The organism is Streptomyces sp. NPDC044033, assembly GCF_056434425.1.
On the sequence record NZ_JBWKFF010000014.1, the window covers coordinates 46,897 to 62,232 of the forward strand.

Consider the following 15,336-nt stretch of genomic DNA (forward strand, 5'->3'; position numbering starts at 1 on the left):
GGGGCGGTCTGTGGCGTTTGGTTGTTTTTTTCGGTGGGTTTCCCTTCTCCCTTTGGGTTTGCTTGGGTTTTTCTCCGCTGTGGGCGCTGGGCCCCCGCGCCGCCCCGGTGGCGGACCGGCGGGGATGACGACCGGATTCTGACCCTGCCCGGCCGGCGGCCCGCAGCCCGCGGCCCGGGGAACCGCGCAGGCCGTCTTCGCGTGAACCAATGCGGATCAGGCGGATCAGGCGATCAGGCGGATTCCCGTGCTGGAGGCGGCGGCGCGGCCCGACCCGCGCTTCCTGGGGCGAGCGAGCCGGGGGTCAGGCGGGCGCCGGCGCACGGCCGACCCCCGAGCCACCCGCCCCACGCCTTCGCCCGCCCCGCTCTTCAACAGGCCCAGCCCTTCGACAGCCCTTCGACAGCCGTTCGGCAGGCCGGCCCCTCAGTGCGCGTCGACTCAGTGCGCGTCGACCTCCTTGAGGTACCTCGCGCGGGTCTCCTCGTCCAGGAACGAGGCGTGGAAGGAGTTGCGGGCCAGGGTGCGCAGCGTCTCGTCGTCGAGGCCGAGCGCGTCCCGTACGCCGGTGAAGTTGTCGTCGGCGTAGCCCCCGAAGTAGGCGGGGTCGTCGGAGTTGACCGTCACCAGGAGTCCCGCGTCGAGCATGGCGGGCAGCGGGTGGTCGGCCAGCCTGTCGATGACGCGCAGCCGTACGTTCGACAGCGGGCACAGCGTCAGCGGCGTCCGCTCGGCGGCGAGCCGGGCGACGAGCGCGTCGTCCTCCATGCAGCGCACCCCGTGGTCGACGCGGTCCACTCCGAGGATGTCCAGCGCCTCCCATACGTACGCGGGCGGCCCCTCTTCCCCCGCGTGCGCGACGCACTTGAGACCGGCCTCGCGGGCGAGCGCGTACACCTCGCGGAACTTCGAGGGCGGGTTGCCGACCTCGGCGGAGTCGAGGCCGACGGCGGCTATCCGGTGCAGGTACGGGCGGGCGGCCTCGAACGTCGCCAGCGCCGACTCCGCGCTCTCGTCCCGCAGGAAGCACATGATCAGGCGGGTGGAGATGCCGTGCGTCTCCTGGGCGGCGTCGAGCGCGCGGGCCAGGCCCTCGATGACGGTGCCGATCTCCAGGCCGCGGGCGGTGTGCGCCTGCGGGTCGAAGAAGATCTCCGCGTGCCGGACGCCCTGCTCGCGGGCGCGGGCCAGGTAGGCGTCGGCGAGGTCCGCGAAGTCGTCCTCGGTACGGAGCACGGCCATCAGCGCGTAATAGAGGTCCAGGAAGGACTGGAGGTCGCTGAAGGAGTACGCGGCGCGCAGCTCGGCCTCGGAGAGGTAGGGCAGCTCGACGCCGTTGCGCGCGGCCAGCGCGAAGGCCAGTTCCGGTTCCAGCGTGCCCTCTATGTGGAGGTGCAGCTCTGCTTTGGGTATCGGGGGCACGGGGAGGATCACACCTGTTCTGCGGGTCTGCGCGAGGGCGGAGCGGCAGCTGTGACCTCGGTCACGGCCGCGGTCGCGTCGCGGCTGCGGGGAATCCCCCAGGGTAACCAGAGCCCCCGGGCCGCCCGGAATCCGGGGCTACGCCCCCGGCGCCCCGGCCGGCTCGACCTCCGCCGCCACCCACGCCAGGTACTCCTCGTCGCCGTGCGTGATCGGCGTCGCGATGATCTCCGGGGTGTCGTAGCCGTGCGCGGTGCGGATGTGGGCCGCGAGGGCCTCGTACCGCGCGGCCGTCGTCTTCAGCAGGACCTGCCATTCGCGGGCGGTCTCGACCCGGCCCTCCCAGCGGTACACGGAGGCGATGGGCGAGCTGATCTGCGCGCAGGCCGCGAGCCTGGCCTCGACGGCGCCGCGGGCCAGGGACTGGGCCGCGGCCTCGCTGTCGGTGGTGGTCAGGACGGCCAGGAACCGGAGGCCGGGAACGGGGTCGGACACCGTCAGTCGCTCCCTCGGTCGGGGTCGCGGTCGTGCACCGCGTCGTCGTAGAGCTTGAAGATCTCGTCGTCGTCGATCGGGCTGTAGGAGACCTTGGAGGCGTCGTCGCCGTCCGGGCCGCCGCCGTTGAGGCCGCCGAGCACGCCGATCAGCTCGCCGGTCTTCGTCTTCTCGTTGAAGTGTGCCAGCCAGGGGCTGCCCGAAGTGCCCGAATAGAAGCCGTCGCAGACCATGCGCAGCTGCCGGTAGTCCGTGAGGCGGCTGGTCATGGCCGTGCAGCGGATGGCGCGGTCGGCCGGGTCGTCGTCGGAGTCGGGGTAGCCGATGACGGTGACGCGGTTGTCGTAACCGGGTGTGCGGGTGAGGACGTTGGCTCCGGTGACCGACTCGATCTGCTTGCCCTCGGCGTTGCGCTTGACGGTGGCGAAGGCGAAGTCGAGGTCGGAGCCGTCGCCGTAGTCGTCCCGGCGCGGGTCGGTGAAGGTGCGGTCCACGGCCCACACCCCGTACGGCTGGCGGTCCGCGCCCTTCTGGTAGTCGGGTACGAACGCGGCCTGGTCGCCGAGGGAGCAGTGTCCGGCGGTGACCAGCAGGTCGCCCTTGGGGCTGTGCACGACGCTGGCCGTGCAGTGGTGGTTCTTCATGTCGTCGCCGACGTAGAAGAGGACTCCGACGGTGGGGATCCCGTCGAAGTGGCGGGCGCTGCCCGTGATGCGCTGGGCCGGGTCGTCGGCGCTCGCCGCTGCCCCTGCCTCCGCGTCGCTCTTGGCGTCGTCCGGCCCCTCCTGCGGCGGGGTGGCGGCCGACATCCGCGAGGGCCCCCAGAACCGCTGGGCCTTCGCGCTCGTCCAGTCGGCGTCCCGGTCGTCGCCGTCCGGTCTGGGCACGGCCGCGGCGAGGGTGACGACATAGAGTCCCGCGAGCACGGCCCGGCCCCACCGGGCCCGGCTCCATCGGGAAAGACGCACGAACACCCCCGCCGCTTCTGGAAGGTCACCGACAGGCTAGCCGTAGGCACCTGGTTCACTCTCGTACCAAAACGATTTCCTCACCGTCTTTTCGTACATGCCCCGTCCGGCGGATTGCGTCCCAACAATCGGCGAACGACTGCGGAACAGTCCCCTGAGCGGGGCCCGGGCGCCATCGCACCCCCGAAAGGGCCCGGGTGTCATCGCAGCCCCCCGACCGGGGCCCGGGCGTCATCGCACTCCCGAAAGGGCCCGGGCGCCATCGCAGCCCCCCGAGCGGAACGCGGGCTTCATCACCGTTTCCCCGGGCGGAGCCCCGGCCTCATCCGCCCCACTGGTCATAGCCGAGCTTGGCGACCAGCCCGACGACGACCACGACCAGCACCCACCGGACGAACCCGCTCCCCCGCTTCAGCGCCATCCGCGCGCCCGTCGCGCCGCCGATGAGGTTGAACAGGGCCATGGGCGCGGCGAGCTGCCACAGCACCGTGCCCTGCGCGGAGAAGGTGATCAGGGCGCCCACATTGGTGCAGACGTTGACGACCTTGGCGGTCGCGGAGGCCGTCACCAGGTCCATGTGCAGGATCGCGACGAGCGCCAGGACCAGGAAGGTGCCGGTGCCGGGTCCGACCAGCCCGTCGTAGAAGCCGATGCCCAGGCCCGCGACGAGGATGGCGGTCAGCACCCGGCGTCGGGTCACGGGCCCCGCCGGGGCCGTGCCGAAGGCGGGCCGCAGCAGTACGAAGGCGAGGACCGCCAGCAGGATGACCATGATCAGCGGCCGCAGCACCGCACTGTCGATGCCGGCCGCGAAGAAGGCCCCGGCCAGTGAGCCGCCCGCCGCCGCGAGCCCGATGCGCACCGCGGTCCGTACGTCCAGTGGCGCCTTGCGGGTGAAGGTGATGGCCGCGGCGGTCGTGCCGACGATCGACACGGCCTTGTTGGTGCCCAGCACGTACGCGGGGGCGACATGGGGGAGGCCGACGAGCAGCGCCGGGAGTTGGAGGAGGCCCCCGCCGCCTACGACGGCGTCGATCCATCCGGCCGCGGCGGCGGCCAGGCAGAGCAGGAGCAGCGTTGTCGCGGATATGTCATGGATCACCGGCGTGATCGTACGGGCTGCCGATGAATCCGACGCCGGGCCCGATACCGGCCGATCCCGCCCCCGATAACGGCCGGACGCCGACCCCGGCCGCGACCCCGCGCCGACCCCAAGTGGAAGAATTATGGCTGGTTTTCATCGGTAGTTGTCCGACAGCCCCTCGATTTTGCCCACTTGATCAGTAGTATTTTGCCGGCCTTGATCCCTCTCATCCCCCTGATCCACGGTCGCGCCCCCGGGCTCCTGGCTGCCTCCGCCGTACACCGTTCGAGGAAACCCATGACCCAAGCGTTCTCGGTAACCGGTGCCGCCGCCGTGACCGTCGTCGCCGTCGCGGCCCTGCTGGTGATCTGCGCGGCGCTCACCACGGCCTGGGCGCTGCGGCTGCGCGGCGCGCTGCGGGTGGCCCGCGCCGACCGCGCGCGCCTCACCGCCGACACCGCGCGCCTGACGGAGGTGGCGGCCGGGCACGCCGCCGAGGCGGCCCGGCTCGCGGCCGTACGGGCCGACTTCGACGAGGCGGCCCGCAGGGAGCGGTCGCTGCGCGACTCGGTCCAGGCGTCGTTCGAGTCGGTGGCCAGGAATGTGCACGCGATGGCGACGGTGCAGCAGCAGGTGCTGGACGGTCTCGGCCGCGAGGTCTCCGACGCCCCGCTGATGGCCCAGGTCATGGCGGCCGACCACGCCGCCGCCCAGATGACCCGCAAGGCCCAGACGCTCCTGGTGATGTGCGGGATCTGGCCGGCCCGGCGCGAGACCCGGCCCGTCACGCTCTTCGACTGCGTGCGCGGCGCGCAGTCGCGGATCGTGGAGTTCGGGCGGGTGGACGTGCACGGCGGGCAGTCGCTGTACGCGATGGCGCCCGCCGTCGAGGGGCTGATGCACGCCGTGGCCGAACTGCTGGAGAACGCCACGGTCTTCTCGCCCTCCCGCACCCAGGTCGCCGTCTCCGTACGGGAGGTGGCCGCCGGGGCCGTCATCGAGATCGACGACGCGGGGCTCGGCATGCCGCCGGACGTGCTGCGCCAGGCCACCGCGCAGCTCCGCGACGAGCTGGACCTGACGCAGTTGGGCGCGGTGCCGCGGCTGGGGCTCGCGTGTGTGGGTCGCTGGTCGCGGGAGCTGGGGTTCGGGGTGGAGCTGTCGGCGGCGTCCGCGTACGGAGGGACGCGCGTGGTCGTGTTCATACCGCACCGGCTGCTGACCGAGCCCACGTTGGAGGAGCCGATTCCGGTCATCGCGCCGCCGCGCCCGGCGGCGGTGCCCGCGCCCGCCGGCGCGCCCCTGTTCGACGAGGCGCCCGGCGCCTCCCAGCCGGCCCCGGGCGCCCTCCCCCAGCGCCGCAGCCGCCGCCGCCCTTCCGGCGCGGCGCCCGCCCCGGCACCGCGGACGGCGCCGATGCCGCCCTCGCCGCCCGCCGACGGACGGCCGTGGTCCCCCGAGGCGGCCGGCGCGTCCGTGGCCAGCGTGGTCCAGGGCACCCGGCTCGGCCGCGCGCAGCTCGGCGAGGTCGCCGCCCCCGGCGCCGACTCCCCCACCGACGAGGAAGAAGGAGGCCGCTGATGGCCGGCACCATTTCCAAACTCCCCGATGTGGGCTGGATGCTCCGCCCCTTGACGGCGATACCGGGCGTACGGCACGCCGTCGTCGTCTCCGAGGACGGCCTGCGGATGGGCCACGAATCGGCCGACGGGCTCTCCGGCGACGTACCGCGGCTGGGGCTGGACGAGGCCGAGTCGCTGGCCGCCGCCTGTGCGGCGATGACGGTGACCAGCCGGAGCGCGGCGGCCCTGCTGTTCGGGGAGAGCGCGGGCGTACGGCAGTTGATGGTCGAGTCGGAGAGCGGGTTCATCCTCTTCACCTCGGCCGGGCTGAGCGCGTCCCTCGGGGTGGCCACCGAGGCCGACGCCGATGTCGGCCTGGTCGCCCAGCAGATGCAGCTGCTGGTGGCCAAGATCGGGGCGCACCTGAGCAGTCAGCCACGGGAACCGGTGAACCCCGAGTCATGACCGGGCCCGGGGAGGAGCGGACCACCGACGCGGTGCGGCCCTATGTGATCACGGGCGGCCGGGCGGGTTCCTCGCGGGAGGCGCTGCCGCTGGAGACGCTCGTACACGCTTCGGGGAGCGCCCCCGACCCGTCCCTCCAACCCGAGTACCGGCGGATCGTGGAACGCTGCCAGGGGCTGCTGTCGGTGGCGGAGGTCGCCGCCCATCTGGGACAGTCGCCGGCCGTGGTGCGGGTGTTGCTCGCGGACCTCATCGACTGGGGCCATATCCGGGCGAGGCCGCCCGTGCCGGTCGCCGAGCGCACCGATATGGACGTGCTGAGAAAGGTGCTTGATGGGCTCGAAGCGAAACTCTGACGTGGTGAGAGTGGCGGGTGGGACGACAGTGAGCGATGCGGCGACCACCGGCACGTCGGACGGGGCCGAGGGGGACGGAGCCGGCGCCAAGGGCGAGAGCGGCGCGACGGAGACGGCTGACGCGGCGGAAGCGGCCGGCACGATGGAGACGCCCGACGCCACGGACGCAGCCCGCGCGACAGAGACGCCCGACGCCACGGAAACCGCCGGCACCTCCGACGTCTACGTGAGCCCCAGCGTCTCCGGCGCGGCCAAGATCCTGGTCGTCGGCCCGATGGGCGTCGGCAAGACCACGCTGATCAGCACGGTCTCGGAGATCAAGCCGCTCTCCACCGAGGCGACCATGACCCAGGCGGGCGCCCGCGTGGACACCGCGCCGCCCTCCGCCAAGACCACCACGACCGTCGCCCTCGACTTCGGCCGCATCACCCTCGGCGGCGAACTGGTGCTCTACCTCTTCGGCACCCCCGGACAGCACCGCTTCCTGCCCGCCTGGAAGGACCTGGCGCGCGGCGCGCTCGGCGCGCTCGCCCTCGTCGACACCCGCGACCTGTCGGCCTCCTTCGACGCCATCGGCCACCTGGAGGACCTCGACGTGCCCTTCACGGTCGCCGTCAACGCCTTCCCCGACAGCGCCCTGCACGACGAGGGCGAGCTGCGCACCGCCCTCGACCTGCTCCCCCGCACCCCCCTGGTGATCTGCGACGCCCGTGAGCACGGGTCGTCGCTCAAGGCGCTGATCTCGCTGGTCACCCACCTCATCGCGCTCAACACCGCCCCCGCCGCGACCGCGGCGCCGCTCGCCCCGGAGCCGTCATGACCAGCACCGCCCCGATACCCCTGTACGGGCCGACGATGGACGGGGACGCGGCGGCGCTGTACGAGCGGATGCGCGCGGAACACGGCCCGGTCGTGCCCGTCTCCCTCGCCCCCGGGCTGAACGCCTGGCTGGTGCTCGGCCACCGGGAACTGCTCCACCTCACCCGCGACGAGCAGTACTTCTCGCACGACCCGCGCCGCTGGACGCCGCTGCGCGAGGGCCGGGTGCCGCGCGACTCGCCCGTACTGCCCATGGTCGGCTGGCGGCCCGCCCTGCTGTACGCGGACGGGCAGCAGCACCGGCGGATGCGCGGGGCCGTCGCCGACGCGCTGGCCCGCGTCAACGGACACGAGCTGATCCGGTCCGTACGGGCCACCGCCGAGCGGCTCATCGGCGAGTTCGCCGCCCACGGCACGGAGGCCGAGCTGGTCGGCCAGTACGCCCGAGCCCTGCCGCTGCACGTGGTCACCGGGCTGCTGGGCATCGGGGCGGAGGCCGGGCCGCCGCTGGTCGAGGCGATCACCACCACCGTCGCCGCCACCGCCGAGTCCGCCGAGGCCAGCCGCCGGATGTCCGCCATGCTGCGTGACCTGATCGAGGAGAAGCGCCGCGCGCCCGGCGACGACCTGGTCTCCTGGCTGCTCGGGCACTCCGCCGGGCTCAACGACGACGAGCTGCTGCACAACATCGTGGTGACCATCGTCGCGGGCAACCGGACCACCGGGAACTGGATCGCCACCACCCTGCTGATCCTCCTCACCGACCCGGCCTTCCGCTCCTCCCTCTCCCGCGGCCACCTCACCGTCGACGACGCGCTCGACCTGGTCCTGTGGCGCTTCCCGCCGACCCAGAACTTCCCCGCCCGCTACGCCACCCGCGACCTGTCCTTCGGCGGCCAGGACGTGCGCGCCGGCGACATGCTCGTCCTCGGGCTCGCGGGCGCCAACGCCGACCCCGAGGTGCTGCCCCCCGGCGGCCGGCCGGTCGTCGGCAACCGCTCGCACCTCGCCTTCGGCGCGGGCCCGCACACCTGCCCGGCCCAGGACCCGGCCCGGTTGATCGCCCGTACGGCCGTGGACACCCTGCGGCACCGGCTGCCCGACCTCGAACTCGCCGTCGAGGAGTCCGCGTTGACGTGGGCCGCGTCACCATGGACGAAGGAGCTGGCCGCCCTGCCCGTACGGTTCACCCGGCCCGCCCTTGCCGCCACGGCCCTTGGAGGCCCGAGATGACCGTTCCCGCCGCACCCGCACCCCACCTCCTCGACCCCACCGGGGCCGGTCAGCACACCGTCAACGAGCGGCTGCGCGCCCAGGGCGCGGCGGTGCCCGTGACGCTCCCCGGCGGCGTCGCCGCCTTCGCCGTCACCGGCCACGAGGAGCTGAAGGAGTTCCTCGGCCACCCCGGCGTCGCCAAGAACGCCTGCCACTTCGCGGCGATGCGGGCGGGCGAGATCCCGCCGGGCTGGCCGCTCGCCACCTTCGCCACCGTCGACGGCATGACCACCGCCGACGGGGCCGACCACCGGCGGCTGCGCTCCCTGGTCACCAAGGCGTTCACGGCGCGCCGCGTCGAGGCGCTGCGCCCCCGTATCGAGAAGCTGACCGAGGACCTCCTCGACCGGCTGCCCGGCGCGGTGGACGCGAGCGGCGTGGTGGACCTGCGGCAGCACTTCGCCTACCCGCTGCCGATGAGCGTCATCTGCGAACTCCTCGGCGTGGACGCCGAGCTGCACGACCGGCTGCACGAGCTGTCCAACCTGATCGTCAGCACCGTCGTCGAGCCGGCCCAGGTGCTGTCGGCCAACCGCGAGATGGTCGCGATCCTCACCCATGTGGCCGAGGTCCGCCGCGCGGCCCCGGGCGACGACCTGACCAGCGCGCTGATCGCCGCCCGCGAGGAGGACGGCGACCGGCTCAGCGAGCGCGAGCTCGTCGGCACCCTCCTTCTGATGATCATCGCGGGGCATGAGACCACCCTGAACCTGATCAACAACGCGGTACGGGCGCTGTGCGCGCACCGCGACCAGCTGGAGCTCGTACGGAGCGGCGCGGCCTCCTGGGCCGCCGTCGTCGAGGAGACCCTGCGCTACGACAGCCCCGTCAGCCACTTCCCGTTCCGCTACCCCACCGCCGATCTGGAGGTGGGCGGCGCGGTGATCCCCGAGGGCACGCCCGTGCTCGCCTCGTACTCCGCCGCCGGGCGCGACCCGCGCACGTACGGGCCGGACGCGGACCGCTTCGACGTGACCCGCCTCGCCGGCCGCCACCTCTCCTTCGGCCACGGCCCGCACTTCTGCCTCGGGGCGCCGCTGGCCCGGCTGGAGGCGACCGTCGCCCTCGACCGGCTCTTCGCCCGCTACCCCGGGCTGGAGCAGGCCGTCCCCGACGCGGAGCTGGCACCGCTGCCGAGTTTCGTCGGCAACAGCACGCAGACCCTGCCGGTGCGGCTCACCCCCTGAACGCCGCCGTCCCATGGGCACCGCGCGCCCCGGCTGGTTAGCCTGGCCGGGACAGCGAGGTGAGGAGAGCACGTGACGGGCTGGACCGCGCACGACATCCCCGACCAGAGCGGCCGCACGGCGGTGGTGACCGGGTCCAACAGCGGCATCGGCGAGGTGACCGCCCGCGAACTCGCGCGGCACGGCGCCAAGGTCGTGCTGGCCTGCCGCAGCGAGGCGCGCGGCAAGCGCGCCGAGCAGCGCATCCGGGACCGCGTGCCGGGCGCGGACGTCCGGTTCGCGCCGCTGGACCTCGCGAACCTCGCGTCCGTACGGGCCTTCGCGGCGTCCTTCCCGGACCACGCCGACGGCGACCGGCTGGATCTGCTGATCAACAACGCGGGCGTGATGGCGCTGCCGCAGCGCAAGACGGTCGACGGCTTCGAGATGCAGTTCGGCACCAACCACCTGGGGCACTTCGCGCTGACCGGCCTGCTGCTGCCGAGGCTGCTGGCCACGCGCGCGGGCGCGCGCGTGGTCACCCTCTCCAGCGGCTTCCACTTCCTGGGCAGCGTGGACCCGCGCGACCTCGACATGGAGCACCGCTACCGGCGCTGGATCGCGTACGGCCGGTCCAAGAGCGCCAATCTGCTCTTCACCCACGAGCTGGCGCGGCGGCTCACGGCGGGCGGCTCGCACGTGGTGGCGGCCGCCGCGCACCCCGGCTACGCGGCGACGAACCTCCAGACGGCCGGGGTGCGGATGGAGGGCCGTGCCACAGCCGAGCGGATGGTCGAAGTCGCCAACCGCGTCGTGGGCCAGAGCCCCGAGGACGGCGCCCTGCCCACCCTGTACGCGGCCACCGCCCCCGGCGTCGTCCAGGATGGCTTCTACGGGCCCCGCAACCAGCTGCGCGGCGCCCCGGGCCGCTCGCTGCGGGCGCGGTGGACGCTCAACGACACGACGAGCGCGGGGTTGTGGGCGGTGTCGGAGCGGCTGACGGGGGTCGCTTACGAGGCGTTGGGGGGCTGATCCGGCCCCGTGGGGCTTACTCCACCCCGGCCGCCTGGAGCAATCGCCTGGCGCCCTCGCCGTCGATCCGGTCGGTCAGGGCGCGCAGTTCCGCGGCGCCCTCGCGGAGGAAGCCGTGCGCCGCCGAGCGGCGGGCGCCGGTGTCCAGGAGGTGCCACAGGAGCGGGTTGGACGCCAGCACCCTCGGGTCCAGTTCAACGCGCCGACCGCCCGCGTCGCGCAGGATCAGCCGCGGTGCCATGCCGTCGGCGGACCGTACGAGGGTCAGCACGTCGGTCCGTACACACCGCTCCCGCAGCAGGCCGCGCACGGCCAGCCAGCCGTCGCCCGCGCGCACGCGCGGCGGGAAGAGGACGACGAAGAGCAGCAGCGCGATCCCCGCCCAGCAGCCCGAGCGCGGCGCGTCGAGGCCGCCCCGGCCGAGGTCGATGAGGATCAGCAGCGCCCCGAGCGAGCCGGAGCAGTACACGGCGGCGCGCAGGTCACTCGCCCAGCGCCGGTCCGCGACGAGGGCGCGGCCGGACCGGCCCGGGGGTGTGGCGCGCTGCCCGCGCCCCCGGTGCTGCCGTGTCGAACCGAGCTCTCGTCGCTGTCCCATGGCGGGACGGTAGATCCGCCGCTCCGGCGCGAGCGGCGGTGTTGACGCTTCGCTGACGTGCGCGCCGGAGAGCTTGACGCCGTTCTGACACCGCCGTCGCGCGACCGCGTCAAGGGCGCGTGAAGATCTCGGCGCGGCGCGCCAAGAGGCCGCCAAGGCGCGGCGCTCGGCCGTCTGATCGCGTTCACGCTGGTCCTCCCACTTCACGGAGGTATGCGAGAGAGATGTCCACGTCGGCCAAGAACCAGCGACCGGCCGCCGGGACCGGCGAGCACCCCCCGGACCCTGGGCCCGCGGCGGAGGACCGGCACCGGCTGACGGCGACTCAGGGTCTCGCGGCCCTGTCGCTGGACGCGATGGCGTCGGTGGCGTACGGGCCGGAGGCCATCGTCCTGGTACTGGCGGCGGCCGGGGCGCACGGCCTCGGCTTCACGCTGCCGGTGACACTGGCGATAGCCACCCTGCTCGCGGTGCTGGTCGCCTCGTACCGGCAGGTCATCGCGGCCTTCCCGGACGGCGGCGGCTCGTACGCGGTCGCCAAGCGCCACCTGGGCCGCCGCACCAGCCTGGTCACGGCGGCCTCCCTGGTGCTGGACTACGTGCTGAACGTGGCCGTGTCGACCACGGCCGGCGTCGCGGCCCTCACCTCCGCCTTCCCCGCCCTGTACGGGGACCGGGTGTGGCTCTGCCTGGGCGTGCTCGCCCTGGTCACGGCCGTCAACCTGCGCGGGATCGTCGACTCGGCGAAGGCGTTCATCGTGCCGACCGCGGTCTTCGTCGGCTCGATCCTGACGATCATCGTGGTGGGCCTCTTCCGCTCCTCCCCCGCGAGTACGGCCGCGTCCACGGGACACGCCTCGGTGCTGGGCCACAGCGCCACGGGCGTCGGCGCGCTGCTGTTGCTGAAAGCTTTCGCCTCCGGCTGTTCGGCGCTGACGGGGGTCGAGGCGGTCGCCAACGCGGTGCCCAGTTTCCGTGCTCCGGCGGCCCGGCGCGCACAGCGCACGGAGATCGCCCTGGGCGCCCTGCTGGGCGTCATGCTGATCGGCCTGTCGGTGCTCATCGGGCGCTTCCACCTCCAGCCGGCCGAGGGCGTGACGGTACTGGCACAGCTCGCGGACGCCTCACTCGGCCACAACTGGGCTTTCTACGTGGTGCAGTTCGCGACCGTGGTACTGCTGGCCCTCGCGGCGAACACCTCCTTCGGCGGCCTGCCGGTCCTGATGGGGCTGCTGGCCCGGGACAACTACCTGCCGCACGTCTTCGGCCTCAAGGCGGACCGCCAGGTCCACCGGCACGGGGTACTGGCGCTCGCCGCGGTCTCCGCCGCCCTGCTGGTCTTCTCCGGCGGCGACACCAACACGCTGGTGCCGCTCTTCGCGATCGGCGTGTTCGTGGGCTTCACCATCTGCCAGGTGGGCATGGTGCGCCACTGGCGGCAAGAACGTTCCGCCGCGTGGCGCGGCAAGGCCCTGCTGAACGGCTTCGGCGCGCTGCTCACCGGCGTCTCGGCGGTCGTGGTGACGGCCACCAAGTTCCGTGACGGCGCCTGGCTGATCGTCCTGATGCTGCCGGTGCTGGTCCTGGCCTTCGAGACGGTCCACCGGGCGTACGGGCGGATCGGCGAGCGGCTCGGGCTGGGCCGCGTCCCGGAACCGCCGCACCGCTGCCACTCGGTGGTGATCGTGCCGGTCTCCCAACTGTCCCGGCTCACCAGCGAGGCGCTGACCGCCGCCGTGTCGCTGGGCGACGAGGTACGGGCGGTCACGGTGACCCAGCCGGACGAGGAGGGGCGGCGGGCGGCCGAGTCGCTGCGCCGCGACTGGGAACTGTGGCAACCGGGCGTGGACCTGGTCGAACTGCCCGCGCCCAGCCGGTCGCTGGGCCGCCCCATCGTCGAGTACGTACGGACCATGACCGACCGGCACCCCTCGAACCGGGTCACGGTACTGATCCCCGAGGTCGAGCCCGCGCACGTATGGCAGCGCCTGCTCCAGAACCAGCGGGGCGCGGTCATGGCGCATGCGGTGCGGCGGGATACGGACGCGGTGATCTGCCGGCTGCGGTTCCGGTTGGGGTGAGGGCGGGGTGAGATGGGATGGGATGGGGGCTTGGCTGCTCGTCGGGTCGATTGACGCCGCCGACGAGATCAGTGGTCGAGCATCCTCCGGAAGTCGAAGGTGTTCCACCGTTCGGGCCGCATGTGGATCGCGATGTTGCCGGCCGCGGCCTCCATCGTCGCGTTCACGTAGTCGGTGGCGGCGTCGCCCATATACCGCGCGGCCATGTCGAAACGCTCCTGCTTCGAGGTCGGCCTGATCTCGGTCACCGGACCTTCCACCGACACGTACCGGTAGTCCTCGATTTCGGCCACCTGCGCGCACAACGCGAACCGGCCCGCCTCCTCGATGAGCCGGGCCTTGCGCACGCCGGGCGCCGTAATCACCTTGACGAACCCGCCCGGCTGGTACTCGTACCAGATCGGGGTGGTGAGCGGGGCACGTTCCGGTTCGGCCGTGACGCTCAGGACTCCGACATACGGTTCCGCGAGGAAGGTCTCTCGTTCCTGTCGGGTCATCGGACGCATATCCGACAGCGTAGTTGGCTTTCGTCGGGAGTACCCCGCGTGCGCGGGGACCACGGCGTTTCCTGAGATCAAGCGCGCATCGAAATGGGGCCACCCCCGCGTGCGCGGGGACCACCACCGGATCGAGCTCCGGCCTTGCAGTGGGGAGGGGCCACCCCCGCGTGCGCGGGGACCACGGTCCGCCAAGATCACAGCGGCCGGTTCGGGGGGGGCCACCCCCGCGTGCGCGGGGACCACGTCGGTCGTGGCTGGTCCTGGGTGTAGTAGAGGGGGCCACCCCCGCGTGCGCGGGGACCACTCGGTGGTCTTGGCCATGGTGCGGGGCGACATGGGGCCACCCCCGCGTGCGCGGGGACCACGCCTCCGTGGTGTGCCACCGCGACACCTGGGAGGGGCCACCCCCGCGTGCGCGGGGACCACGTCATCTTCTGGAGCGTCCCAGCCGGAACGCCAGGGCCACCCCCGCGTGCGCGGGGACCACAGGCCGCGACCTGCTGTTTTAGATCGGCAGACCCAGGTTTTTACCCACTTGTGCAGACTCCGGCATACGACACAAAACCCCCACCCCTAGCCCTACGACATACCGCTGAGACAACGCAAGCAGCCCAACCAAAGTGCCCGCAACGTCAGTCCAGTCGCCACGTGCCGTACGGAGAGGGAGCGCGGACGAGTGCAGCGCTGGCGAGAGGGCGGCAAGCGTCGAGGGCGAGCGTCCGCGCCTGGCAGGCAACGTCCGCGAGCCACTGCGTAGCAGCGCCAACAGTGCTTGCCGCCTTGCTGATTTCGAGGTGGCGGACGAACAGGATCTGCTCGCCGCTCTCACGTCCCGGCCGTACGACGAGGCACTTGTCGAGAAACGGACTCGCGATCAGTTCGCGTGTGGGACCGGACATGGTTCCCCCATGTCCGGGTGAACAAGGTCAGGACAGGGGCTCGCGGGCCCCACCGGCAGGTACCGCGCTTCAACCGGCGGTCATGGGCTGCGGCGTGTCGAGCGGGAACCGCGACACCTCGTACGTCGTGGCCCGCTCGGTGCCGCACACCGAACAGTGCATCAGAAGGGGACTGTGGACTGAGGGGAGCCTCCGGCGGTGGAAGCAGGAACTTGAACACCGCCGCACGGTCGGGCGACGGAACCGCTATCAGCGCGGGCCGGAGACCTCCAGGCAGATCACTTCGCTCGGCGGGACCGACCACTCTTCGCCTCCCCCTTCAGGCCATAGGAAGGCCATAGGCCGCTTGCGACGCGCGGTCGGCGGGTCGCAAGGGTCCACATAGTCCGGGATCACATCGCGGAGGATGCCGGCCCGTCCCGCCGCATCTTCCACACGATGGCCGATGTCGGATTCCGTGACCATCAGTGCCCCTCGGGATGTCTCCGCATGAGGACATTGCAGTCGGACACGGTGGTCACGTCTCCGACACCTCGGGCGCGATCGCGCACCTTCGCCAGCTCGGCACACCCCGCACAGCCCTCGACCGGGGCCGGCTCCAGGTACGTCCGAAG

The 15,336-nt window shown here is 72.7% G+C and carries 16 protein-coding genes and 1 CRISPR repeat array; of the genes, 8 read left to right on the forward strand and 8 right to left on the reverse strand.

The features are described 5' to 3' along the window. Positions 1-441: 441 nt before the first annotated feature. From AC07AB_RS23900 to AC07AB_RS23915, 4 genes are all read right to left on the reverse strand, one after another. Entirely contained in the window at positions 442-1,422 is a 981-nt protein-coding gene (locus tag AC07AB_RS23900; protein ID WP_478570164.1) for an adenosine deaminase, read from the reverse strand. A 138-nt stretch (positions 1,423-1,560) separates the two neighbouring features. Next, positions 1,561-1,917 (reverse strand): divalent-cation tolerance protein CutA, encoded by a 357-nt coding sequence (gene cutA / locus AC07AB_RS23905; protein ID WP_478570166.1) that lies wholly within the window; start codon positions 1,915-1,917, stop codon positions 1,561-1,563. Between the two features lie 2 nt (positions 1,918-1,919). Next, on the reverse strand, positions 1,920-2,843 hold the full coding sequence (locus AC07AB_RS23910) for a trypsin-like serine peptidase (RefSeq protein ID WP_478570169.1): 924 nt from the start codon (positions 2,841-2,843) through the stop codon (positions 1,920-1,922). Positions 2,844-3,207: 364 nt separating this feature from the next. After that, on the reverse strand, positions 3,208-3,987 hold the full coding sequence (locus tag AC07AB_RS23915) for a sulfite exporter TauE/SafE family protein (protein WP_478570172.1): 780 nt from the start codon (positions 3,985-3,987) through the stop codon (positions 3,208-3,210). 279 nt (positions 3,988-4,266) lie between these two features. Between AC07AB_RS23915 and AC07AB_RS23920 the strand changes: the two genes are divergently transcribed. The 7 genes from AC07AB_RS23920 (at position 4,267) to AC07AB_RS23950 (ending at position 10,644) form a co-directional block, all read left to right on the forward strand. Then, entirely contained in the window at positions 4,267-5,550 is a 1,284-nt protein-coding gene (locus AC07AB_RS23920) for an ATP-binding protein (RefSeq protein ID WP_478570175.1), read from the forward strand. Continuing rightward, entirely contained in the window at positions 5,550-5,996 is a 447-nt protein-coding gene (locus tag AC07AB_RS23925) for a roadblock/LC7 domain-containing protein (RefSeq protein WP_478570178.1), read from the forward strand. The genes AC07AB_RS23920 and AC07AB_RS23925 overlap by 1 nt, the downstream gene beginning before the upstream one ends. After that, a complete protein-coding gene (locus AC07AB_RS23930) occupies positions 5,993-6,352 on the forward strand; it encodes a DUF742 domain-containing protein (RefSeq protein ID WP_478570180.1) in 360 nt (119 codons plus the stop codon). The genes AC07AB_RS23925 and AC07AB_RS23930 overlap by 4 nt, the downstream gene beginning before the upstream one ends. 28 nt (positions 6,353-6,380) lie before the next feature. Further along, positions 6,381-7,172, forward strand: a complete 792-nt coding sequence (locus tag AC07AB_RS23935; RefSeq protein ID WP_478570183.1) for a GTP-binding protein — start codon at positions 6,381-6,383, stop codon at positions 7,170-7,172. Continuing rightward, complete coding sequence (locus AC07AB_RS23940) at positions 7,169-8,404, forward strand: cytochrome P450 (RefSeq protein ID WP_478570185.1); 1,236 nt, start codon at positions 7,169-7,171, stop codon at positions 8,402-8,404. The genes AC07AB_RS23935 and AC07AB_RS23940 overlap by 4 nt, the downstream gene beginning before the upstream one ends. Then, positions 8,401-9,633 carry a cytochrome P450 family protein gene (locus tag AC07AB_RS23945; protein WP_478570187.1) on the forward strand — a complete coding sequence of 411 codons (1,233 nt, stop codon included), beginning with the start codon at positions 8,401-8,403 and terminating at the stop codon, positions 9,631-9,633. The genes AC07AB_RS23940 and AC07AB_RS23945 overlap by 4 nt, the downstream gene beginning before the upstream one ends. A gap of 72 nt (positions 9,634-9,705) precedes the next feature. Then, the gene (locus AC07AB_RS23950) at positions 9,706-10,644 is read left to right on the forward strand and encodes an oxidoreductase (RefSeq protein WP_478570190.1); all 939 of its coding nucleotides are present in this window, start codon (positions 9,706-9,708) and stop codon (positions 10,642-10,644) included. Positions 10,645-10,660: 16 nt separating this feature from the next. Here AC07AB_RS23950 and AC07AB_RS23955 read toward each other — a convergent pair whose 3' ends face one another. Continuing rightward, positions 10,661-11,242: a hypothetical protein gene (locus tag AC07AB_RS23955; protein WP_478570193.1), complete on the reverse strand. Its 582-nt coding sequence runs from the start codon at positions 11,240-11,242 to the stop codon at positions 10,661-10,663. A 224-nt stretch (positions 11,243-11,466) separates the two neighbouring features. On the opposite strand from AC07AB_RS23955, the gene AC07AB_RS23960 reads away from it, so the two are divergent. Next, positions 11,467-13,323 (forward strand): APC family permease, encoded by a 1,857-nt coding sequence (locus tag AC07AB_RS23960; protein WP_478570196.1) that lies wholly within the window; start codon positions 11,467-11,469, stop codon positions 13,321-13,323. A gap of 68 nt (positions 13,324-13,391) precedes the next feature. Here the strand turns inward: AC07AB_RS23960 and AC07AB_RS23965 are convergent, their stop codons facing one another. The 3 genes from AC07AB_RS23965 to AC07AB_RS23975 form a co-directional block, all read right to left on the reverse strand. Further along, positions 13,392-13,829: a pyridoxamine 5'-phosphate oxidase family protein gene (locus AC07AB_RS23965; RefSeq protein WP_478570199.1), complete on the reverse strand. Its 438-nt coding sequence runs from the start codon at positions 13,827-13,829 to the stop codon at positions 13,392-13,394. 25 nt (positions 13,830-13,854) lie between these two features. Beyond that, positions 13,855-14,310: direct repeats of the CRISPR family, unit length 29 nt; unit sequence GGGGCCACCCCCGCGTGCGCGGGGACCAC. Positions 14,311-14,455: 145 nt separating this feature from the next. After that, the gene (locus tag AC07AB_RS23970) at positions 14,456-14,722 is read right to left on the reverse strand and encodes a hypothetical protein (protein WP_478570201.1); all 267 of its coding nucleotides are present in this window, start codon (positions 14,720-14,722) and stop codon (positions 14,456-14,458) included. Positions 14,723-14,971: 249 nt separating this feature from the next. Continuing rightward, on the reverse strand, positions 14,972-15,187 hold the full coding sequence (locus tag AC07AB_RS23975; protein WP_478570204.1) for a hypothetical protein: 216 nt from the start codon (positions 15,185-15,187) through the stop codon (positions 14,972-14,974). Positions 15,188-15,336 lie beyond the last annotated feature (149 nt).